We start from the raw sequence: 20303 nt of genomic DNA, 5'->3' as shown, positions 1-20303 counted from the left end.
GCTTTACCGCCTAGCCCCAAGGCGGGCCCACTCTTCTTTCGTCCGCACAAGGCGCCGTCCCCGCCACTCCGGGCGTTCACGCGGAAAATCGCTCCGGTAATGACCGCCGCGGCTTTCCGTGCGCCCAAGCGCTGATGAGGCGACAAGCCAGCCCACTAGCAGCATATATCCTGTTTCAATCTCCTCTGCTGACAATCGTTCAAGGTCGCCATCCAGCCAATCCGGCAATGAAAACTGTTCCAACCAGTCGACCGCTTTGCGAAGCCGATCGCCGTCACGGACGATGCCAACAAGCGTTGACAGCTGTTCGCGAATCAACGCCCGCCCGGGCAGCCGCGGCGCAAACGAACGGCGCGGATGTGACGGGGCCGCCTGCCGCATCGTTTTCGGCCACGCGGCACGGCGGCGGATGGCGCAGGCCGCTCGGGATCCAAAGACGATCGCTTCAAGCAGCGAGTTGCTCGCAAGACGATTGGCACCGTGCACACCGGTGCACGCCGCTTCCCCGACGGCGTACAAGCCCGGCACCGTCGTCTGCCCCCACTCGTTGACGACAACGCCGCCCATTAAAAAATGGGCGCCCGGCGCAACCGGAAGGCGGCCGGCTTCAAGGTCGACGCCATAGGCCTCACATAGCGCGGCGATCGTCGGAAAGCGGCGGCGGAAGTGAGACACGCGGGAAATATTCAAATAGACGCGGCCGCCCCGGTCTTGCTCCGTTGCAATCGCCCGGGCGACCACATCGCGCGGCGCAAGATCGCCAAGCGGATGGATGCCGTCCATCAACGGCCGTCCGTCTTCGGTTTCAAGCACCGCCCCTTCGCCGCGCACCGCTTCCGAGACGAGCCCGACCGCTTTTCCGCCGGCAACGAGCATCGTCGGGTGAAATTGGATAAACTCCATATCCGCGACCGCCGCGCCGGCGCGGTACGCCATGGCAATGCCGTCGCCGGTCGCCGTCGGCGCGTTGGACGTCACCGTGTACAATCCCGCGCATCCGCCGGTCGCCAACACGACGGCCGACGCCGGCCAAATGGAGACCGAACCGTCTTCCCGCTTTGTTTTCACCCCGACGCAACGCCCTTCTTCCACAAGCAAATCGATCACCTGCTCGCCTTCTTCCATCCATACGCGTCCCTCGAGCCGCTCAAGCAAAAACGAAACGAGCGCCTTGCCCGTCTGATCGCCGCCGGCATGCAAAATCCGGCGGCAGCTATGCCCGCCTTCAAGGCCGAAACAAAGCCGGCCGCGTTCGTCCTGATCAAACGCCATGCCGGCGTTGATCCATTCTTGCAGCCGCCTCGGCCCTTCACGGACGAGCCGTTCGACCATTCGTTCATCATTATGAAAGCATCCGGCGACCATCGTATCGCGGAAATGAGCGCGCCAATCGTCGCTCTCTGCCAGCGCCGCGGCCACCCCTCCTTGCGCCCGCCATGAATTGCTGTCGGTGCGGCGCTTTTTCGTGAAAATGATCACATGTTCATGTTGCGACAAATGATCGGCGACCGTTAAAGCAGCCAGCCCACTCCCAACAATAATGACGCCACCTTCCTTCACTCTCGGACGCCCCTTTCTTTTCACCTGTCTTGACATATATATTTACACATATTTAAACTAATGACAAGAGGTTTAGCGAAAAAAATGATGCAAAGGCGGGGAGAATATGATTTATTTGGATTACGCGGCAACAACGCCAATGTGCCAAGAGGCGATCGCCGCTTACGCTGAAGCGGCTTCCGTTTACTTTGGCAACGAAAGCAGCCTGCATGACATCGGAACGAAAGCGAAACAACTGCTTGCCTTATGCCGGCGCGAACTCGCCGCCATGATCAACGGAGAAGCGGAAGGAATCTATTTCACAAGCGGCGGAACGGAAGCGAATGTTCTTGCGGTCCGTTCGCTGGCCGCCGCCTACCGGCATAAGGGAAACCACCTGATCACGACTGAAATCGAGCATGCCTCGCTCCATCATCTGTTCAAACAGTTGGAAACAGAAGGATATACGGTCACGTATTTGCCCGTTGACCGATTCGGGCGCATTCGGCTGGCCGATTTAGAACGCGCCATCACGCCGCAGACCATTCTCGTTTCCATTCAACATGCCAACTCAGAGATCGGCACGATTCAGCCGCTCGCCGACATCGGACGCCTCCTGCGGGCGCACGGCATCCTTTTTCATAGCGACTGCGTGCAAACTTTTGCTAAAATACAGCTAGATGTTCAAGCGATCGGGTTGGACAGCCTATCGGTCTCCGCACATAAAGTGTACGGCCCCAAAGGAGTCGGCGCCGTATACATCAACCCTCGCCGGTGTTGGAAGCCGGTGTTTCCGGGGGCAACGCATGAATCCGGTTTTCGTCCGGGGACAGTGAACGTTCCGGGGATCGCCGCCTTCATCACAGCCGCCCAACGTCTTCACGGGCGGATGGCGGACGAACAGGCGCACTTGGAACGGCTGCGGAATCGGCTGCTCCATACGCTTGCTGCCAAACGGTTGCCCGTGGCGGTGGAAGGGCATCCCCATTTCCGTCTTGCCCATATCGTCGGTTTGTCCGTCATGGGATACGAAGGGCAGTTGGTGATGCTTGAATGCAACCGCGCCGGCATCGCCATTTCCACCGGCAGCGCCTGCCAAGTCGGGCTGCAGGCGCCGTCGCGGACGATGCTCGCCGTCGGAAAAACACCGGAAGAAGCCAAGCAATTCATCCGCGTCTCGTTCGGTGAAGCGACGACCGAAACAGAGATTGACCAGTTCGTTTCCACATTGGAACGACTCATATCGGCGTGAAAGGAGGTATGTCAGATGAAGGAGGAAAAAAAAATTTTAGGAGAAAGGCGGCGCCAGCTTATTTTGAAATGGTTGAAAGAAAGCGAAGCGCCGCTTACAGGGGCTGAGCTGGCAGCGAAAACGAATGTCAGCCGCCAAGTGATCGTCCAAGACATTTCACTGTTAAAGGCGCGCAACGAACCGATCATCGCCACAAGCCAAGGGTATTTGTATTTAAAGCCGGCCGAACCGGCCAAAACGTACACGCGAACGGTCGCCTGCTTCCATACGCCGGAACAGACGAAAGAAGAGTTGTATTTGCTCGTCGACTGCGGTGTGACGGTGAAAGACGTCAAAATCGAGCATCCGGTCTACGGCGATTTGACCGCCTCGATCATGGTGAGCAACCGCCTGGAAGTCGACCAATTCATCGCCAAAATCGAAGCGACAAAATCGTCGTATTTGTTGCAGCTGACAGACGGCACGCATTTGCATACGCTGGAAGCCGATTCACCAGTGAAGCTTGACGCCGCCTGCCGCGCCTTGAAACAAGCGGGCTTTCTCATCGAAGCGTAAACTGGACCTAGCCGCGCGTCGGCTCATTCCCTGCGGAATACCGCGCGGCGGACCGTCTAAAATGGAACAGGCGGACGGCAACAGACCGCCCGCCTTTTTTTGTCTATGTCAGGCAAAATAATATGGATAGCTGCCCAACAGCTGCACTGTGCAGCCGAGCGCCTCAATTTCCGCGATCGCCCCCGGGATGAGGACGTCATCCATCGGCGCGTCGATGTCAATAATAAAAAAGTAGTTGCCAAGGCCCGTTTTTGCTGGGCGCGATTCAATTTTCGTCAAGTTGAGCCGCCGCCAAGCAAACGCCGACAATACTTGATGAAGCGCGCCCGGACGGTCTTGCGGCAGCATCACGACGACGGTCGTCTTGTCCCCGGCGTAGAGGGGCGAATCAGGCGAAAGCGGCTCTTTGCGCCGGCTGACAACGATAAAGCGCGTGTGGTTGTAATCATAATCGTGAATGTTTTCCTGCACGATCGCCAATCCATACTCATCCGCCGCCAGTCGATTGGCAATCGCCGCCACCGGCAAGTGCGGATGTTCGCTGACGAACTTCGCGGCAGCGCTCGTTGATGTCATCGGCACTTGCTTCGCCCCTTTCAGCACGGTATGCAAAAACTTGCGGCATTGGGCGATGGCATGTGAGTGAGAGTACACTTCTTTCACTTCGCGCCAATGCGGGGTGAAATACGGGTGCACCATCAAATGTTGTTCGATCGGTACGACGATTTCACCGATGATCGGCAACGGCTGTTCATGAATTAAATAGTCGAGTGTCAAATTAACCGATCCTTCCAAGGCATTCTCGAGCGGCACCACGGCTGCTTCGATCTCCCCGACCGCCGCGGCATCCATGCAGTCGGGAATCGTGTCATACGGCTCCCGCGGCTGCGACGGAAAAAGGAGAGCAGCCGCCGCTTCGGTGAACGTCGCCTTCGGTCCTAGATAACCGATTTTCATCTTGTTTGCCTCTCCCTTGCTTTAATACACTCCTGAACCGACAATTTCTACTTTTTCGACAAATTCAAGCTGTTTGAGCTTGGCAAGGAGCTCATCAATCTCCTCGTTCATATCGTTTGTGCTGACCGACAACGTCACGTTCGCCCGCCCTTGAAGCGGAATCGTCTGATGAATGGTCAGCACGTTGCAGCCGGCTGCTGCTACAACACCAAGCAACTGCGACAACGTTCCGGAGCGGTCTTCTAAATGGAAAAAGAGCGTGATGATGTTTTCTTTCGTCACCGCTTGGAACGGAAAAATGGCGTCGCGGTATTTGTAAAACACGCCGCGGCTGATGTTGGCGAGCTGCGCCGCCTCGGCGACCGAGGCGGCTTTTTTCCGCTCAAGCAGCTGTTTGGCGAGCACGACTTTCTTCATGGCTTCCGGCAGAACGTCTTCGCGCACCAAATAAAATTTTTTTTCCAACGCACTTTCCCCCGCTTTAGCTATTCATCCCAGTCGTCGACAAACTCAAACTCATAATCAAGCAACCGGATCGTGTCCCCGTCTTTCGCGCCGCGCTCGCGCAGGGCATCGTCGACGCCCATGGCCCGCAATTGGCGGGCGAAGCGGCGCACCGATTCTTCGCGCGAGAAATCCGTCATCTTAAACAACTTTTCCACTTTGTCACCAGACAAAATGAACGCTCCGTCGCTGGCGCGGGTGATCACAAACGGCGGTTCTTCTTTTTCGTATTTGTACACGACGCGTTGCACGGCCGGATCTTCTCGTTCATGGAGTGGGAATTCCGGCGTCGTTTCCAACAAGTCGGCGATGGCAAACAACAGCTCGCGCACTCCTTGCCTTGTCGCCGCAGAAATCGGAAAGACCGGCACCGCATCGTCGATTTTCTCTTTGAAGCGGCGCAAGTTTTCCTCGGCGTTTGGCATGTCCATTTTATTGGCGGCAACAATTTGCGGCCGCTCGGTCAAGCGCAAGTTGTACTGTTTCAGCTCTTCGTTGATGACGAGATAATCGTTGTACGGATCGCGCCCTTCGACCGCCGCCATGTCGATGACATGAACGATGACGCGAGTCCGTTCGATATGGCGCAAAAACTGATGCCCAAGCCCGACTCCCTGATGCGCTCCTTCAATCAGCCCCGGCAAGTCGGCCATCACAAAACTGCGTCCGTCCTCCGTTTCGACAACGCCCAAGTTCGGGACAAGCGTCGTAAAATGGTACTCAGCGATTTTCGGACGGGCTGCGGAGACAACCGACAGCAGCGTCGATTTGCCGACGCTCGGAAACCCAACAAGACCGACGTCAGCGAGCAGCTTCAGCTCTAAAATGATGTTGCGCTCTTCGCCCGGCTCACCGTTTTCCGCGATTTCCGGCGCTGGGTTGGATGACGTCGCAAATCGGGTATTGCCGCGCCCGCCGCGTCCGCCTTTGGCGACGACAAATCGCTGGCCCGCCTCGGTCAAATCAGCGAGCACTTCGTTCGTATCTGCATCAATGACGACTGTGCCGGGCGGCACTTTGACGAGCAAGTCTTCCCCATTTTTGCCATGCTGGTTTTTCGACATGCCGTTTTCGCCGCGCGGCGCCTTAAAATGGCGCTGGTAGCGGAAATCCATCAACGTCCGCAGCCCTTCATCAACGACAAAGACGACATCGCCGCCTTTGCCGCCGTCTCCGCCGGCTGGTCCGCCTTTTGGGACATATTTTTCCCGGCGGAACGCGACCATGCCGTTGCCGCCGTCCCCGCCTTTCACATAAATTTTCACTTGATCAACAAACATGGCTGTTCCTCCGATTCGCTTTCATCATGGTATCATGGTGAAATGAGTACGACTAATACTTATTATTGTATACAGAGTCGATTCCATGATGTCAATATGTACCCAAGCGCCGGCTGTCTGAGGGCTGGCGGGCGGTTCAAGCCCAGCCGCCGCTTTTTGGTCCGATTGGATCGAGACGTTCGCACCCCATGGGCCTCGTCCATTCTCCTTCGTCCAACCAATGGTCAAGATTCCACTGCCAAAAGCTCAAGCTCCACCGTTAATTCGCCCTCACCAACGGCAAACGACGCGAGCCGAAGCGGCGGTGATGGTTCGCAGTGCTCAAGCCAAGTGCGAATGGCTTCGTCGTCCCGCCACGTGCCGCGGTAATCAAAAAACAGCGCCGCCCGTCGGTCGGACAGCTCAATGGACAAACATAAATGGTTTTCTGTCCGCTCATCGGATTGCGCTTCGAGCAGGCGAAAAAAGTTGCGGCACCATTCAGCCAGCTGTTCATCGCACCGCGACCAATCGGCTTCGCCGTCCGTGATTTCATACTCAAGAAAAAGCGGGCGCGGCTCCCAGTTATAGGTCATGATCAGCTCAGCGAACCGCTCGGCCTTCAAGTTCGTCAACCGCGTTTCCTGATGCATCTCACCGATAATCTCTTCAATAATTTCCTGCACCCGTTCGATTTTATTAAGCGCCAAATGCCCTTTGATGAGCTGGATTTTGTTCAACCAATCATGGCGGGCATGGCGCATCACCTCAACGACAGTCCATCGTTTCTCCATCCGACGCTCCCCTATCCACTAAGCGTAGGCTCCAAGGCCCCGCTTGGACTTCCGCCTCCATGGGGGAGGCATGTACTTTTACTATAACATTTTTTGACATTGAACGGGAACGATTTTTTCTACGCCAAAAAGAAAAAACCCTAACCGAACGGTTAGAGTTTTTTCCACATCGATTACGCTTCTTGGCTGACCGGGTAGACGCTGACGCGTTTGCGGTCGCGGCCGAGCCGCTCGAAACGGACGATGCCGTCGATTTTCGCATACAGCGTATCGTCGCCGCCGCGGCCGACGTTCAAGCCCGGATGGACTTTCGTTCCGCGTTGACGGTACAAAATCGAACCGCTGGTGACGAATTGGCCGTCAGCCCGTTTTGCGCCAAGACGTTTCGCGATCGAGTCGCGGCCGTTTTTCGTCGAACCGACCCCTTTTTTCGAAGCAAAAAACTGCAGGTCAAGTCTCAGCATGGCAGTCACCTCCTGCTAGATGGATGTCACGCGAATGAATGTTCCGTAATCGCGTTCGATCGTCTTTAGCGAAACGACCATCGCTTCCAACAACAACTGCACTTTCTCTGCCGCCGCTTCTTCCAGCTTCGGAAGCTCGCAGCGGAGGTAGCCGCCGTCTTTGCCGAGCGAAACATGAGGGCGGACGCCAAGGAGCGCCTCAATGGCGTTGATCGTGCCAAACGAGACCGCCGAAGCGCCGGCGCATACAATGTCCTTTCCGCGTTTCGCAAAATGGGCATGCCCTTCCATTGTAAACGCACGGATGCGGCCGTCCGCTTCTCGTTCAATCGTGACGCGAATCATCTTTACGCGTTGATTTTTTCAATGACGACTTTCGTGTACGGCTGACGGTGGCCTTGTTTGCGGCGATAGTTCTTTTTCGCTTTATATTTGAAGACGATAATTTTCTTTTGTCGGCCGTGTTTTTGCACCTTCGCCGTCACGGTTGCGCCTTCGACCGTCGGGTTGCCGATTTTCACCGTTTCCCCGCCGATGAACAGCACTTTGTCAAACGTGACCGTATCGCCTTCATTCGCATCCAATTTTTCGATGTAAATTTCTTGGCCTTCTTCGACTTTTACTTGTTTGCCGCCAGTTTCGATAATTGCGTACATGCATCGCACCTCCTTCATAGACTCAGACTCGCCAGCGCCAAGGCGGCCCAAGACGGAGCGCTTCATCGCCCGCGCTGAGCGGTTGTAGTGCGGGTGCGTCTTTTTGCGACAGCCGCCCTCTTTTGCCCTTGTTGACAGGACAAAAAGTCTACAACGTCATCTATCGTAACATAGAAACACCCAGCCGTCAACCACCATCTTCGTTCCCCGGCGAACGGCGATGAAACGGTGCAAACGACTACATAGAGAGGCCATTTGAAGCTTTGTCATTTGCAGCTTTACCGAGTATTTGATCGACCGTTGAGCGACCGAACAACGCCGCTTTCAGTTCCATGTATAGGTCTGTGAAGCGGGCCGTTGTTCGGTCTTCCGTCACGCCTTGGCGTGACGGGGCAAGCCACAGTCTTGCCCTCGACAGTCGAAAAATAGATCAGCGACCTTTCCATCAAGGATCGATCAAACGTTTTCGCTGCATCCATGATATATAGCCACGATCAATAGATGAGAGCGCCAAGCGGCGCATCGGTCCGCTTTTCGGCAAAAAACGCATGCAGCAGCTCATTTTCATCGAGCGTCGCCCGTTCGCGCCCGTCGCGAACGACGATAATCGCATGCTTTTGTCCACGGTAAAAGCGGTGCAGCACGGCCGAGATTCGTTCGTCCGCCGGAGCCGTAATCGTCCGCAGCTTTGTATAGCCGCCTTTGTTTCCATAATACCGCTCAAGCAAAAAGCGCATGACAACATACGGATGCTGCTTTTTCTCCTGCCAAAGGGCATAGGCTAAAAAAGCGGCGATCGCCCATAAATCAAGCTGGCGCGGCGCCAACACAAACAAAAGAACGACGCCGACAGCAAGCACGGCGGCCGATATGGCGATCGTGTTTCGATGTGCATCGCTGAACGGACGGCGGTAGGAAAGCAGCAGGAACAACAATTTTCCCCCATCAAGCGGCCAGATCGGCAGCAAGTTCAAAGCGAAAATGGCCGCATTGTAGCGAAAAAAGAGCTCCCAGCTTCCGCCATCCATCATGCCGGCCTTCCACAAAAAAAACGCCGCCGCTACGAGCCACAGATGCTGGGCCGGCCCGGCGAGCGTCACGATCCACTCCTCGCGGAACGGCCGGTTGCCGTGCTCTTCGACTTCCGCTACTCCTCCGAACGGCAACAGCAAAATCCGCTTCACCCGCCAAGCGAAAAACGCGGCCGCCACCGCATGGCCGAGCTCATGAACGAGGACGATGAAAAACAACAGGCAAAGCTGCTTGAAATGGGCGGTAAGCACCGCGATACCGCCGATCAGCCATAACAGCGGGTGGATGTGCATCTTCCCGAGCAGCGCCATATACTTATTCAAAGGAAATCACCTGAATCGGATCGATAAATTCATCTCCTTGTTTAATAGCAAAATAAAACAGCCCTTTCTGTTTATTTGTCTCGCTCGCCTCGGCCGTGCCAACTTCCTGCCCCATTTCAACAAAGTCATACAATTTCACCGAAATGGCCCCCAAATGTCCATACCACGTCTCCGTGCCGTCCGCATGTTGGATGATGACCGTTTTGCCAAGACGGTCTTTCGTACCGGCAAAGGTGACAATTCCTTCTTTCATCGCTTCCACTTTGGCTCCATTCTCGGTTTCGATCATCACTCCTTGCCCGTTTTGGTCAAAGCTCTCCAACACCCGGCCGGAAGCAGGCACAGCGTAGGAAGGCGAAGGTTTCGTCTTCGTTTCTTTTTGCGGCGCAAAAAAAGCGAGCGGCTCACCGAACGCTTTCTCATACCACGCTGAGACAGCCGCAAACTGAAACTCCGTTTCCATCGTCCGGGCAATAAACTGCCGCGCCGGCTCGAGCGAAGCGGAAGGATGCCGGAACAAAATGGCCGTCACTAGCACGAGACAAGCGGCGATGAGTGTTTGAAAAAGAAACCACTCTTTGCGAAACAGCGGATGCGGCTCTGATTCAAACGAATAGCGGTCATACGTGACGACCGGCAGCCCGTACCGTTCCTCGTCCAATGTTCCCCAATCCGGTTCCTTTTGACGTTTCGTCTCGTGTTGGCGCTCTTTTCGCCGCCGTTCAATCCGTTTTCTGATTTCCCGAACGCGTCGGTCCATACGTCCCCCCTCCACCTTTCCAACAACGTTTGTACTAATTTATGAGACAACCTCATGGAATATGAACGGGCGTTTTTCATTTGCCGGGCTAATCGGTTGGGAAGAGACGCAATGGGAACACTCTCCCACCTATGCTCACGATTAGAAGCGGGGGCTTCTCGGTTAGAAAGGACAAAAGGCCCTGACTCAAAAGATCTTCTTCCTTCAAGAAAGACCATATAAAAGGGAATTCGCCCCCAATATAGGCGATCCTAAAGGGGCGGACCCAAAAGATCGTCTTTCTTGCAGAGAGAGACAAGAAGGTGGTTCATGGGTATAGATCATAATGAGAAAAGGTGCCCCATTGCTTTGGGACACCCTCTTCTTTCATTTTTTATTTCAAGCTAAATATTTTCCGAATCTTTGAAAACAACCCCTTCTCCTCTTCCTCAAGCGGCGGCAGCGGCACCGACTCGCCGAGGATGCGGCGGGCAATGTTGCGGAAGGCGATCGACGCTTTGCTGTTTGGATCCAGCACAATCGGCTCGCCGCGGTTCGACGCTTTGATCACGTTTTCATCGTCAGCGATAATGCCGAGCAGCTCGATCGATAAATGCGAGATGATTTCGTCGACATCCAACATATCGCCGTTTTTCACCATATGGCTGCGAATGCGGTTGATGATAAGGCGCGGCGGTTTGACGTGCTCCTCAGCCTCAAGCAAGCCGATGATGCGGTCGGCGTCGCGGACCGCCGACACTTCCGGCGTCGTGACGACGATCGCTTCGTCCGCGCCGGCGACAGCGTTGCGATAGCCCTGTTCGATGCCGGCCGGACAGTCGATGAGCACATAATCGTATTCCTGCTTCAGCTCCTCAATGAGCTGTTTCATTTGCGCGGGGTTGACCGCCGACTTATCGCTCGTTTGCGCGGCCGGCAGCAAATACAAATGGTTATCGAACCGCTTGTCTTTCACAAGCGCTTTTTGCACCGTGCAACGACCTTCAACGACATCGACCAAATCATAAATAATTCGATTCTCAAGCCCAAGCACGACATCGAGGTTGCGCAGCCCGATGTCGGTGTCGACAAGGCACACCCGCTTCCCGAGAATGGCGAGGGCCGTCCCAAGGTTCGCGGTCGTCGTCGTTTTGCCGACGCCGCCTTTTCCGGAAGTGATGACGATCGCTTCTCCCACGGTCACATTCTCCTTTCTAAGCGCGTCAAATTCGGCCGCAAATGCATAAGCAGCTGAAGGCGGTCGACAACAATTTGGTTATGTTCATCAATATAGGCGCATTCCATTTCATTTCCTTCATCCGTTTTCGAATCGGGCGCCCGGCTCATGACGTCGCCGATGCGCAACTGCATCGGTTTCATGACCGATGCAGCGATGATCGCCTGTTTATTGCCGGCATACCCGGCATGGGCGATGCCGCGCAAGGCGCCGAGAATGAAAATGTTGCCTCCGGCAATGACCGTTCCGCCAGGGTTCACGTCGCCGATCAGCAGCAAATCTCCTTCGACATGAAGCACTTGTCCTGAACGGACAATGCGCGAAACGGGCACAATTTCTGTTTTTCTCATCCATTCTATCGCTTCTGCTTTCGACATGACATTGCTTTCGATCGAATCGACGACCAAATTTTTTGAACGGCGGATGAGCGCACGCACCTCTTCCTCTTGGGCAGGCGTCAAATAGCGGTTCCCGATTTTCAGATGAACGGAGACAAGCGGGCTGTCTGGCGCGACGCCAGCTTGTTTGACAAGCCGCTCCTCAATTTCTTTCAATAAATCATCATACGAGCAGCGGTCGTCGAGATGCAACGTCAGCCCATCTTTCGTCCCTTTAATCGTCACGTACTGCTGCTTTTGTTTCGCCACAACGTTCACCCCAACGAATAATTCTACAAAGCGGGCCGTTTTTCCTCTTTTATTCTTCCTGCTCAAACCGGCGAATTTTGGCCAACCGCCGTTCGAGCGGGTACGAAAAGACGAGCAAAAACGCAACGTTCAGAAGCAGCGTCGGCCATAGACGGCGTTCCCAAAAAACAGAAAACGACCAATCGGTCCGTCCGATCAACAACTGGATGCCGTAGACATAACTGTCAAGCAGCACAATGGAAAGCAGCGACAAGAGCGATGCAACGAACCAGTTTTGGTGGAACCATTTCATCGCTTTGCCCGCCAAGTAGGCAATAAGCGTATAGGCAAACGCATAAACACCGAGCAGCTCTGTGTAGACGCAGTCATACAGAAACCCGAAGATGAACCCGTACGCCATCGCCCGCGTCCCGCCGAAATGCATCGCTGTGAGCACGAGAAAAACAAGAAAAAACCGGGGAACAAAAAAATAGTGGATGTACAAGTCGCCTTTCGGCCATACATCAACAAAAAGACTCTCACTCACAAAACATAACACCGCAAGGAAAGGAAGACGCCACTTGTTCACTTTGCCTCCTCCTTTTCCTGCAGTGCTGCATCGATGGTTCGTTTCACAATCATGACATCGTCAATGTCATACAAGTTGGCAAACGGCTTGACATAGACGACTTTTGTCAAGCCGTATTGATCCGGCTTGACTTCCGTCACCTCTCCGATCGGCAGCCCTTTCGGAAACACGCCGCCAAGGCCAGACGTCAACACTTTTTGCTTTTTTTCCACTTTCGCGTCAATCGGAATTTCGCCAAGCAGCAACTCGCGCCGCTTCTCATCGTAGCCTTCAATCAGCCCAAACACATTTTCCTTCCCTTGGACATAAGCGGAAATGCGGTTGTTTTGGTCAAGCGCGCTTAACAGCTGCACAGTGGACGTAAATTGGGAAGCATGTTGCACCTTGCCGACAAGCCCCGCTGGGGTGATGACGGCCATATCTTTTTTCACGCCTTGTTGCTCGCCTTTGTTGATGATGATCGTTTCCCGCCAACGATCCGGGTTCCGCCCGATCACCGTCGCCTGAATCGAAACAAAATCACGCAAGCTCTCTTTTTTATCGAGCAACGCACGCAGCCGTGCGTTTTCTTGCCGCAGCGCCTCGACTTCGGTCTCAAGCGCCGCATATTCCTCAAGTCTTGCCTTCAGCAGCTCATTTTCCTTATATGTGCGGCGAAGATCGTTCACATTTTCAAAGAAGCCCGCGATTTCCTGTGCGGGCTTCCCAAACAGAAGCTGAACAAAACCGACCGTATCTTTGACAAACTGCTCCGGCCACGTCAACTCTTCGCGGTTGCGCAGGGAAAAGCCGATCAACATGACAAGGATGACGATGCTGACGAGCAAAAAAATGAGACGCTTATTCCCAAAAAGCTGTGGCATGCGTCACACCTTCTTACCGTCAGCGATGGTCTCTCGCTTTGTTTTTAAACAAGTCGATGTGGTCGAGCGCCTTCCCGGTGCCGATGGCCACGCAATCAAGCGGGTTTTCCGCAACGATGACAGGCATGTCCGTCTCTTGGCTGATGACCTTGTCCAAATTGCGCAACAAAGCGCCGCCGCCTGTCAGCACGATGCCGCGGTCCATAATGTCCGCCGCCAGCTCCGGTGGCGTTTTTTCGAGCGTGTTTTTCACCGACTCGACGATCGCATAAACGGTATCACGCAACGCTTCCGCCACTTCTTCGGCGCTGATCTCGATCGTTTTCGGCAGCCCCGTGAGCAAGTCGCGCCCGCGAATTTCCATGTTTCCGATTCCTTCCGGATTTCCGGCTGAGCCGATCTCAACTTTAATCGCCTCCGCCGTCCGTTCCCCGATCATCAAATTGTACGTTTTTCGGATGTATTGAATGATCGCCTCATCCATTTCATCGCCGGCAATGCGGATCGACTGGCTGGTGACGATGCCGCCGAGCGAAATCACGGCCACTTCAGTCGTGCCGCCGCCGATGTCGACGACCATGCTCCCGGTCGGCTCCCACACCGGCAAATTAGCGCCGATCGCAGCCGCAAACGGCTCTTCAATCGTGTAGGCGTCGCGCGCACCGGCCTGGCGCGTCGCATCGATGACCGCGCGCTCCTCCACCGCCGTGATGCCGTACGGCACACATACCATCACATACGGCTTGCTGGCAAACAGCCCTTTCGTTTTGACCGCCTTGCGAATGAAATATTTCATCATCGTCGCCGTCGTTTCATAATCGGCGATGACGCCGTCTTTCATCGGGCGAAGGGCCACGATGTTGCCCGGCGTGCGCCCGATCATGTTTTTCGCCTCATTGCCGACGGCGACGATTTGTTTCGTGTCGCGCTGAATGGCGACAACCGACGGCTCGCGCAGCACAATGCCCTTTCCTTTTACATAAACGAGCGTGTTCGCTGTTCCTAAATCAATCCCGAGATCTTTCGTTCCAATTCCAAACATATGATCCATCTTCCTTTCCGAAACGAAATGCATATGATTTTCTATTGACAACATGGACCCGATGTCAGTCATTTATAAATTGTACAACACCGCCCGAACGGATTCGGAAAAACTCATAGTTGATATTATAACTGATTCGACAAAAAATGAGAACCGTCAGACATAGCCTTTTTCTTTCAAACTGACGAATTTTTGATCGCCGATGATGAGGTGATCAAGCAGCTCGATGCCGATGATGCGGCCGCATTCCGCGAGCCGTTTCGTCACATCGATGTCTTCGCGGCTTGGGGTCGGATCGCCAGAAGGGTGGTTATGCACGCAAATGACGGAGGCGGCGGAACGTTTGATCGCCTCTTTAAACACTTCGCGCGGATGGACAATCGAGGCGTTTAAACTGCCGATGAACACTGTTTTGCGGTGGATGACTTGATTTTTCGTATTTAAATAAATAGCGACAAAATGTTCTTGCGATAAAAAGCGCATATCTTCCATCACGTATTTCGCTCCGTCTTCCGGGCAACGGATCACATAGCGGTCGGCACAGCCGGACTGGTGGATGCGTCGGCCGAGCTCCAACGCTGCCAAAATTTGCACCGCTTTCGTCGGCCCAATCCCTTTGATGTTGGTCATTTCTTCGATCGTTGCATCTTTGAGCGGTCTCAGCCCCTCAAAGTGGCGAAGAAGGCGCTGGGCGAGCTGCACGACCGATTCCTTTTTCGTGCCGGTTCGGAGCAAAATGGCAATCAACTCATGGTCGGATAAACTTTCCGGCCCCGACGACAACAGCCGTTCCCGCGGTCGGCTGTCTTTCGGCACATCGCGGATCATCCAAGCCATCATACTCCTCCTTGTTTTGTTTTGCTTTATCGAAAGATGGAAAGGCTTAAACCGCCCCTCGGTACGCGAACAGAATCCGTTTGCGAGGGCGTTTTCTTTTCAGAAAATTCCATACGGCGGCCGCCTCTGCTTTGGTCTATGCCGGCGGCCACCCGAGCCGGCGCAATTCCCTCACCGTCCGCGACAGCGGCAGGCCGACAACCGTCAAATAGTCGCCTTCGATTCGTTTGACAAACAGAGCAGCGCGGCCTTGGATGCCATACGCCCCCGCCTTGTCCATCGGCTCCCCGGTCGCAATATAGGCGGCGATTTCCTCGTCGCCCAGCTCCCAAAACGTCACCGCAGTTTTTTCAGCAAACGAGGTGATGGACCCTTGAGGGAGTGCGATGGCGACACCGGTCCATACGTCATGCGTCCGCCCGGACAACTGACGCAGCATGGCGAATGCTTCTTCTTCCGTGCGCGGCTTCCCTAACAAGCGGCCATCGCACACAACGATCGTATCAGCGCCAAGAACATACGCGTCGGGAAAAGAGGACATCACCGCCTCCACTTTCCGGCGGGCAAGAAGTTGAACCGCTTCACCGGGGGGCGTTCCGGGGGGAATCGTCTCATCGGCATGGCTTTCCTGCACATCAAACGGCCAGCCGGCCAGCTCGAGGATCTGCCTTCGTCTAGGGGAGCGGGATGCAAGCACGAACCGTGGAGGCATCGCTCATTCTCCTTTCGCTCGTTTCGGTTCGGAAGATTCACTTGTATCGTAGCAAATTTTGCAGTGAAAGGCAATTTTCTGTCCAGGTGCAATTGAACGTAATTCCGTAAAGAAGTCTCCCCTCAAGGAGCGTGAAGGGCGACAGCCCAGCGAGCCGATGGGAGATGAATGTCGGTTGGCTTTAGCCAAAGGTTCCTTTTCTCAACAGCTCTAAGATGGCAGCTGTTCGAGTGGGAATCCCATTTTTCTTCTGATATTGTTCCAATTTTTCTACTATCATCTTAGGCATACGAATTTCTACACGTTCTTTTTCTTCTTTCATGAGGATCACCTCCTATTAGATTGGACGGTATTTTTACGGTACAACCAAATATAGATATAAAAAAACGGGGCCTCTAGCTCCCTAGCGGCACCCATTGGATATAAGCGGCGAGCGCCTCGAGCAGCTGTTGCTGGGCTTTGGCCAACAGCGCTTCATCCCGTTGCTCTTTGTATGCGGCAAGGGCGACATATGCCTGCTTCAGCGCTTCGATATAGTCTCCCGCTGTTTTGCCGTCATCCATTTTGCTTTTTTCGAATGCATCATACGCGGTTTGCAACGTCCGCCAATCATCCTCGCCGACATTCCGGCCGCTAAGCAAGGCAGCGGAGACTGACGCCATCTGTTTGTACAGAGCCTCTCCCTTTTGGACAACCTCTAAACGGCGCGCTTTTGCATCCGCAGAAAACACCAGCTCCTTGACGTACGTGCTCGACACCGCTTCGCGATATTTGTCGTTGACCGCCCGCAACGTTTCCTTATCCGCGCCGACGGCGATATAGAGCGCTGCCGGTTTTTGACCCGCGACAACGACCGGCACACCTGCTGTTTTGATCGATTCGGACGCCTGCTTGGCCGCCGCCGCATTCGAATAGACGCCCGCTTGAATGACCGCAATGGAAAACGGCGCGGCCAGCGCGCTTTTCCCACCCGCCGTTTCCGGTTCCGCCAGTTCTGTCATCGCTTCAGATGCCGGTGACAAAGCGGCTTTTTCCTTCGGAATGATGCGCAGCACCGTCATGCCCAACGCCATGCCAACCAACGCGGCGACCAACGCGGCGGCGAGCAGCGACTTGGCTTGAGCCGGCAGCCGCCATAGCCGCCGCTTGCCGCTTTTCTTTTGTTGGATCGCCTCGGAAGCGGAAATGATCCGTTCATCTGCCTCAACGGCGGCGGCTTCTTCCCGACCCCTGGCTTCTATATATCCCCTAACCTGATCGTCCTCTACGAAAGAGAAATCGGCTGACCGTTCATCCATGAATGGCTGTCGTTCTTGGAACGCGTTCGTCCGCGATTCCCCTTCGCCCATCCCGTTCGCCTGTCGCTCTTTCTGAAGACGATCGTCCATCCGGGGCCCACCCGACTCCTCGGACGGCCGTTCTTCCAATGAACGCTCCACGGTAAATGGGCGGGGCTTGCCATTGATATTCACCGTAATGTGCATGCGCTGCTTGTCCATTTTGCCACCGTCCTTCTTCATGCTTCGATTCCTTTCGCCTATCTTACCATAAACGAAAAAAAAAAAGAACAAGACATTTGTCGTCTTGTCCCTGCTTCTGTTCTTCATTTTCCGACATCAACGGCTGCGAATCGCCTCGGCCCCCAGCGCTTCGACAGGAATCGGCTGCTCACGCCCCTCATAGGTGCAAAGCTGCTTTGTCTCGCCTTTCAAGCAAACGGCGTAATCGATTCCGCCGTCGTCGCGCTTCATCACCAACACGTACGACGGATTCGCCTCTGGCGCCAGCATACGGCCGGTGAACGGGTCTTTGATCGGTTCAAGCAGATCATGTTCTACCAGCTCCCGGTAAGACAGCACAGCAGAGGAGCGAGCGGGCAAAAACTCGACCTTTTCCGCGCCGACGTACAGCCGCGCCGCCTCATACAAACCGTACGCATCAGACACAAACACCCGTTCGCGCGCCCTTTCCATCACCGTCAGCACGGCAACGGCAACGATCGCCGCCACAATGCCGACGATGGCCAGCACGGCCAACAATTCGATCAGCGTCATCCCCCGCTTCATGCGAATGAGCATATCGGCCTTCCACCATCCCCGCTACCGGCCCGAAGACGGCGCCACTTCCACAAGCGGATTGTCTTTGCCGCTTGGCGGAGGGACATCGCGGATGGGAATGAGTTGCTTCCATTTCTCAAGCTGCGGCGCGTAAAAGGCGCGGACATTGATGGAATAGGCGAGCGGTTGCACGTCGACAGCGGTGGACGTCAACTCCAGCGGGCCGGTAAACGTCAATCCTTCCACCGCCAAAATGCGCTCGGAGTGCTCAAGCACTTCTAAAAACCGTTCGAGCTGGTAATAGGAAGGCGATTGCACCGTCAGCTGGGCGGTGATGGACTGGATGCCGCTTGGAGGAATCAACGCCTTGTCTCCGGACGCCTTGCTTTCCCCCCCATTCACGTTTCCTGGCGAAGAAAATTCCCCGGTTCCTTGCCCTTCAGCGAAACTGACGCTCAATAGCCGGCTGTCAGAAATATATTCCGCTTTTTGAAACGCCAGCAACAGTTGGTCGGTGAACGGGCGCACCGGCACTTTCCTCTGCAAAGCCGCCAGGCTTTCTGCCGTTTCTTCTCGATTCCCCGCCGCCTGCTTTTTCATTGCAGCCAATACGTTTTTCTCGCTTTGTACGACCGCCTCGAGGCGCTCCATTTGTTCGTAGCGCGGCATGAGCACAAGAACATAGAAAACGACAAACAAAAGGGCGGCAAGAAGAAACACCCCGGTCAACACGAGCGGCCATTTGCCAAAACGGCCCATCATTCGTTGCCCCCCTCTTTTCCTGTCGGCTGAAGTTCCAACTCATATTGGGCGATATACCGCGGCACGATCGCTTCCCCCTCTGCCCTGCCGCTTTCGCCGCTGGCTGAGATGCCGGTCAATTTGACGGCTTTGACCAAATGAACTTTCTCAAGCCGCTCTAAATAATAGGCCGCTTCTTCCGCCGCATCAAACTGCACTGTCATCGTCACCGTCTTTTGACCGGCATAGGAAAAGTTCATGATAAAGCCACGCTCCGGCAGTTGTTTGGCCAACGCGCGCAACAGCGGCACCGTTTTGAGCGGATAACGGTTCGCCCATTCGACCGCTTTAGCAAGCTCTTGCTCAGCTTGCTGCTGCTCCGTCGTTTTTCCCTTCGCCTCCATCGCCGCCTGCTCGGCGCGCACCTGCCGAAGCTCCCCTTCAAGCGCCGCAAGCCGTTGATTGGCACGCTCCATCAGCCAATAGCCTCCCCCAGCGCCAAGCAGCAGAAGAAAAACGGCGAAGGCCGCCAGCACGGCGCCCGCCGCCCGGCGCGGCTCTTTGCGCGGCAGCAAGTTGATGTCAACGATCATGGTCAGCCATTCCTTCTTTCAACGCCAATCCCCAGGCGAGATGATAACGGTCGGGCAACGGATCAAGCGAGCGAGAAAGCCGCTCCAGCGGCACATCAAGCCGCTCTGACATAACGGCAAACACATCGTCAAGCCGCGGATGGTCGCCGGTGAGGAAGAGGCGCGTAATTTGCTGTTTTCCTTGCTGGAGGGAAAACGAATAAAAGCTCATCATCCGCTCGATTTCTTTATACACGTCAATAAACGGGTCGACGATCGCCGCCGTTGGCTCCCCGGGCGCCTCAAGCGGCACATGGCGCATAAACTGCGGCAAATGGCGGTGGAAGACGCTCAAATTGACAGCCGATTCGTCAAATTGGACAAGCAAAATGTGGTCGTCCACCGCGGCTTGTCCGGCAACAAAAAACGGGCGATAGGCGCAAAGCGGGGACACATCGGCCGCCACCGGGCGCAGGCCGGCTTCTTCCAAGAGCGCCGCATATTCGGCCACCGCCTCTTCCGGCGCGGCAAACAACAGCACGTTCAGCGCCTCGTTTGTTCTCTCGGCCACGACGTAGTCAAACACCGGATCGGCGAACGGAAGCGGAATCGATTCACCAAGCTCCATAAACAAATAGCCGCGGATGTCCTCGTCCAGCAAATGAGCGGGGAGCGGCAAATGGCGGATCATCACAAACGGATCGGGGACGACAAAGCGGACACGCCGCCCGTCAAGTTTCCATTCGTCAACACATTCGTCCAAAATCATTGCCAACGTTTCCCGATCGGCGATTTTTCCATCGCGAATGATGCCGGGCGGCAAGGCTCGCTCGCCCCATCGCCTTGCCTCGGGCGGCTGCCCCGGCTTTGCTTCCACATAGCGGAGGACATGATCTTTGATGACGATGTTCGCCTGTTTCGCCTTTCGCCGCCATAACGCCATCTTCATTCCG

The 20303-nt window shown here is 55.1% G+C and carries 25 protein-coding genes and 1 other annotated feature; of the genes, 2 read left to right on the top strand and 23 right to left on the bottom strand.

Annotated features, from left to right (window positions below; genetic code table 11):
• Positions 1-3: 3 nt before the first annotated feature.
• Complete coding sequence (nadB, locus tag N685_RS0109980) at positions 4-1596, bottom strand: L-aspartate oxidase (RefSeq protein ID WP_193363899.1); 1593 nt, start codon at positions 1594-1596, stop codon at positions 4-6.
• 70 nt (positions 1597-1666) lie between these two features.
• Between nadB and N685_RS0109975 the strand changes: the two genes are divergently transcribed.
• Together N685_RS0109975 and N685_RS0109970 are read left to right on the top strand one after the other, a co-directional pair.
• The gene (locus N685_RS0109975; RefSeq protein WP_031407985.1) at positions 1667-2791 is read left to right on the top strand and encodes an IscS subfamily cysteine desulfurase; all 1125 of its coding nucleotides are present in this window, start codon (positions 1667-1669) and stop codon (positions 2789-2791) included.
• A 15-nt stretch (positions 2792-2806) separates the two neighbouring features.
• The gene (locus N685_RS0109970) at positions 2807-3346 is read left to right on the top strand and encodes a transcription repressor NadR (RefSeq protein WP_031407983.1); all 540 of its coding nucleotides are present in this window, start codon (positions 2807-2809) and stop codon (positions 3344-3346) included.
• 108 nt (positions 3347-3454) lie between these two features.
• Here N685_RS0109970 and pheA read toward each other — a convergent pair whose 3' ends face one another.
• From pheA to pilM, 22 genes are all read right to left on the bottom strand, one after another.
• Positions 3455-4303 (bottom strand): prephenate dehydratase, encoded by an 849-nt coding sequence (pheA, locus tag N685_RS0109965; protein WP_031407981.1) that lies wholly within the window; start codon positions 4301-4303, stop codon positions 3455-3457.
• Positions 4304-4324: 21 nt separating this feature from the next.
• Positions 4325-4768 (bottom strand): ACT domain-containing protein, encoded by a 444-nt coding sequence (locus N685_RS0109960; protein WP_031407980.1) that lies wholly within the window; start codon positions 4766-4768, stop codon positions 4325-4327.
• Positions 4769-4788: 20 nt separating this feature from the next.
• Positions 4789-6087 carry a GTPase ObgE gene (obgE, locus tag N685_RS0109955; protein WP_031407978.1) on the bottom strand — a complete coding sequence of 433 codons (1299 nt, stop codon included), beginning with the start codon at positions 6085-6087 and terminating at the stop codon, positions 4789-4791.
• A 224-nt stretch (positions 6088-6311) separates the two neighbouring features.
• Positions 6312-6860 (bottom strand): Spo0B C-terminal domain-containing protein, encoded by a 549-nt coding sequence (locus N685_RS0109950; RefSeq protein WP_031407976.1) that lies wholly within the window; start codon positions 6858-6860, stop codon positions 6312-6314.
• A gap of 173 nt (positions 6861-7033) precedes the next feature.
• Positions 7034-7324 (bottom strand): 50S ribosomal protein L27, encoded by a 291-nt coding sequence (gene rpmA / locus N685_RS0109945; RefSeq protein ID WP_011232084.1) that lies wholly within the window; start codon positions 7322-7324, stop codon positions 7034-7036.
• Positions 7325-7339: 15 nt separating this feature from the next.
• Entirely contained in the window at positions 7340-7669 is a 330-nt protein-coding gene (locus N685_RS0109940; protein WP_031407973.1) for a ribosomal-processing cysteine protease Prp, read from the bottom strand.
• 2 nt (positions 7670-7671) lie between these two features.
• Positions 7672-7980 (bottom strand): 50S ribosomal protein L21, encoded by a 309-nt coding sequence (gene rplU, locus N685_RS0109935; protein WP_031407971.1) that lies wholly within the window; start codon positions 7978-7980, stop codon positions 7672-7674.
• A 14-nt stretch (positions 7981-7994) separates the two neighbouring features.
• Positions 7995-8074: a sequence feature (ribosomal protein L21 leader region), on the bottom strand.
• Between the two features lie 400 nt (positions 8075-8474).
• Positions 8475-9335, bottom strand: coding sequence for a site-2 protease family protein (locus N685_RS0109930; protein ID WP_031407969.1), 861 nt, complete (start codon positions 9333-9335; stop codon positions 8475-8477).
• Complete coding sequence (locus tag N685_RS0109925; protein WP_031407967.1) at positions 9328-10095, bottom strand: M23 family metallopeptidase; 768 nt, start codon at positions 10093-10095, stop codon at positions 9328-9330. The genes N685_RS0109930 and N685_RS0109925 overlap by 8 nt, the downstream gene beginning before the upstream one ends.
• 373 nt (positions 10096-10468) lie before the next feature.
• A complete protein-coding gene (gene minD, locus N685_RS0109920; RefSeq protein ID WP_011232089.1) occupies positions 10469-11272 on the bottom strand; it encodes a septum site-determining protein MinD in 804 nt (267 codons plus the stop codon).
• 2 nt (positions 11273-11274) lie between these two features.
• Positions 11275-11967 (bottom strand): septum site-determining protein MinC, encoded by a 693-nt coding sequence (minC, locus tag N685_RS0109915; RefSeq protein WP_031407964.1) that lies wholly within the window; start codon positions 11965-11967, stop codon positions 11275-11277.
• Positions 11968-12007: 40 nt separating this feature from the next.
• Positions 12008-12526 (bottom strand): rod shape-determining protein MreD, encoded by a 519-nt coding sequence (mreD, locus tag N685_RS0109910; protein WP_031407961.1) that lies wholly within the window; start codon positions 12524-12526, stop codon positions 12008-12010.
• Entirely contained in the window at positions 12523-13389 is an 867-nt protein-coding gene (gene mreC / locus N685_RS0109905) for a rod shape-determining protein MreC (RefSeq protein ID WP_031407960.1), read from the bottom strand. Before mreC ends, mreD begins: the two co-directional genes overlap by 4 nt.
• Before the next feature lie 19 nt (positions 13390-13408).
• A complete protein-coding gene (locus N685_RS0109900; protein WP_031407957.1) occupies positions 13409-14431 on the bottom strand; it encodes a rod shape-determining protein in 1023 nt (340 codons plus the stop codon).
• A 156-nt stretch (positions 14432-14587) separates the two neighbouring features.
• Positions 14588-15268, bottom strand: a complete 681-nt coding sequence (gene radC, locus N685_RS0109895) for a RadC family protein (RefSeq protein ID WP_031407955.1) — start codon at positions 15266-15268, stop codon at positions 14588-14590.
• Positions 15269-15404: 136 nt separating this feature from the next.
• Complete coding sequence (locus N685_RS0109890; RefSeq protein WP_031407953.1) at positions 15405-15980, bottom strand: Maf family protein; 576 nt, start codon at positions 15978-15980, stop codon at positions 15405-15407.
• Between the two features lie 181 nt (positions 15981-16161).
• Positions 16162-16302, bottom strand: coding sequence for a ribbon-helix-helix domain-containing protein (locus N685_RS19560; protein WP_156961386.1), 141 nt, complete (start codon positions 16300-16302; stop codon positions 16162-16164).
• Between the two features lie 73 nt (positions 16303-16375).
• Positions 16376-17500: a stage II sporulation protein D gene (locus tag N685_RS0109880; protein ID WP_237746892.1), complete on the bottom strand. Its 1125-nt coding sequence runs from the start codon at positions 17498-17500 to the stop codon at positions 16376-16378.
• 96 nt (positions 17501-17596) lie between these two features.
• Positions 17597-18058: a prepilin-type N-terminal cleavage/methylation domain-containing protein gene (locus N685_RS0109875; protein ID WP_031407949.1), complete on the bottom strand. Its 462-nt coding sequence runs from the start codon at positions 18056-18058 to the stop codon at positions 17597-17599.
• A gap of 21 nt (positions 18059-18079) precedes the next feature.
• Positions 18080-18799 (bottom strand): pilus assembly protein PilO, encoded by a 720-nt coding sequence (locus tag N685_RS0109870; RefSeq protein ID WP_031407947.1) that lies wholly within the window; start codon positions 18797-18799, stop codon positions 18080-18082.
• Positions 18796-19371, bottom strand: coding sequence for a PilN domain-containing protein (locus N685_RS0109865; protein WP_031407945.1), 576 nt, complete (start codon positions 19369-19371; stop codon positions 18796-18798). The genes N685_RS0109870 and N685_RS0109865 overlap by 4 nt, the downstream gene beginning before the upstream one ends.
• A complete protein-coding gene (gene pilM / locus N685_RS0109860) occupies positions 19361-20299 on the bottom strand; it encodes a type IV pilus biogenesis protein PilM (protein ID WP_031407944.1) in 939 nt (312 codons plus the stop codon). The genes N685_RS0109865 and pilM overlap by 11 nt, the downstream gene beginning before the upstream one ends.
• Positions 20300-20303 lie beyond the last annotated feature (4 nt).

The sequence above is a fragment of the Geobacillus vulcani PSS1 genome, assembly GCF_000733845.1.
GTDB classification, from domain to species: Bacteria; Bacillota; Bacilli; order Bacillales; family Anoxybacillaceae; genus Geobacillus; species Geobacillus vulcani.
Note: the sequence above shows the minus strand (reverse complement) of the source record. Positions and strands in the feature narration are given on the sequence as shown.

Coding starts and splice junctions, on each gene's coding strand:
- N685_RS19560 (WP_156961386.1), bottom strand. CDS start 16,302: ATGAAAGAAGAAAAAGAACGTGTAGAAATTCGTATGCCTAAGATGATA.
- pheA (WP_031407981.1), bottom strand. CDS start 4,303: ATGAAAATCGGTTATCTAGGACCGAAGGCGACGTTCACCGAAGCGGCG.
- rpmA (WP_011232084.1), bottom strand. CDS start 7,324: ATGCTGAGACTTGACCTGCAGTTTTTTGCTTCGAAAAAAGGGGTCGGT.
- N685_RS0109940 (WP_031407973.1), bottom strand. CDS start 7,669: ATGATTCGCGTCACGATTGAACGAGAAGCGGACGGCCGCATCCGTGCG.
- nadB (WP_193363899.1), bottom strand. CDS start 1,596: ATGTCAAGACAGGTGAAAAGAAAGGGGCGTCCGAGAGTGAAGGAAGGT.
- N685_RS0109900 (WP_031407957.1), bottom strand. CDS start 14,431: ATGTTTGGAATTGGAACGAAAGATCTCGGGATTGATTTAGGAACAGCG.
- N685_RS0109870 (WP_031407947.1), bottom strand. CDS start 18,799: ATGATGGGCCGTTTTGGCAAATGGCCGCTCGTGTTGACCGGGGTGTTT.
- N685_RS0109950 (WP_031407976.1), bottom strand. CDS start 6,860: ATGGAGAAACGATGGACTGTCGTTGAGGTGATGCGCCATGCCCGCCAT.
- obgE (WP_031407978.1), bottom strand. CDS start 6,087: ATGTTTGTTGATCAAGTGAAAATTTATGTGAAAGGCGGGGACGGCGGC.
- pilM (WP_031407944.1), bottom strand. CDS start 20,299: ATGAAGATGGCGTTATGGCGGCGAAAGGCGAAACAGGCGAACATCGTC.
- N685_RS0109880 (WP_237746892.1), bottom strand. CDS start 17,500: ATGAAGAAGGACGGTGGCAAAATGGACAAGCAGCGCATGCACATTACG.
- N685_RS0109890 (WP_031407953.1), bottom strand. CDS start 15,980: ATGCCTCCACGGTTCGTGCTTGCATCCCGCTCCCCTAGACGAAGGCAG.
- N685_RS0109925 (WP_031407967.1), bottom strand. CDS start 10,095: ATGGACCGACGCGTTCGGGAAATCAGAAAACGGATTGAACGGCGGCGA.
- N685_RS0109875 (WP_031407949.1), bottom strand. CDS start 18,058: ATGCTCATTCGCATGAAGCGGGGGATGACGCTGATCGAATTGTTGGCC.
- N685_RS0109970 (WP_031407983.1), top strand. CDS start 2,807: ATGAAGGAGGAAAAAAAAATTTTAGGAGAAAGGCGGCGCCAGCTTATT.
- N685_RS0109865 (WP_031407945.1), bottom strand. CDS start 19,371: ATGATCGTTGACATCAACTTGCTGCCGCGCAAAGAGCCGCGCCGGGCG.
- rplU (WP_031407971.1), bottom strand. CDS start 7,980: ATGTACGCAATTATCGAAACTGGCGGCAAACAAGTAAAAGTCGAAGAA.
- radC (WP_031407955.1), bottom strand. CDS start 15,268: ATGGCTTGGATGATCCGCGATGTGCCGAAAGACAGCCGACCGCGGGAA.
- N685_RS0109975 (WP_031407985.1), top strand. CDS start 1,667: ATGATTTATTTGGATTACGCGGCAACAACGCCAATGTGCCAAGAGGCG.
- mreC (WP_031407960.1), bottom strand. CDS start 13,389: ATGCCACAGCTTTTTGGGAATAAGCGTCTCATTTTTTTGCTCGTCAGC.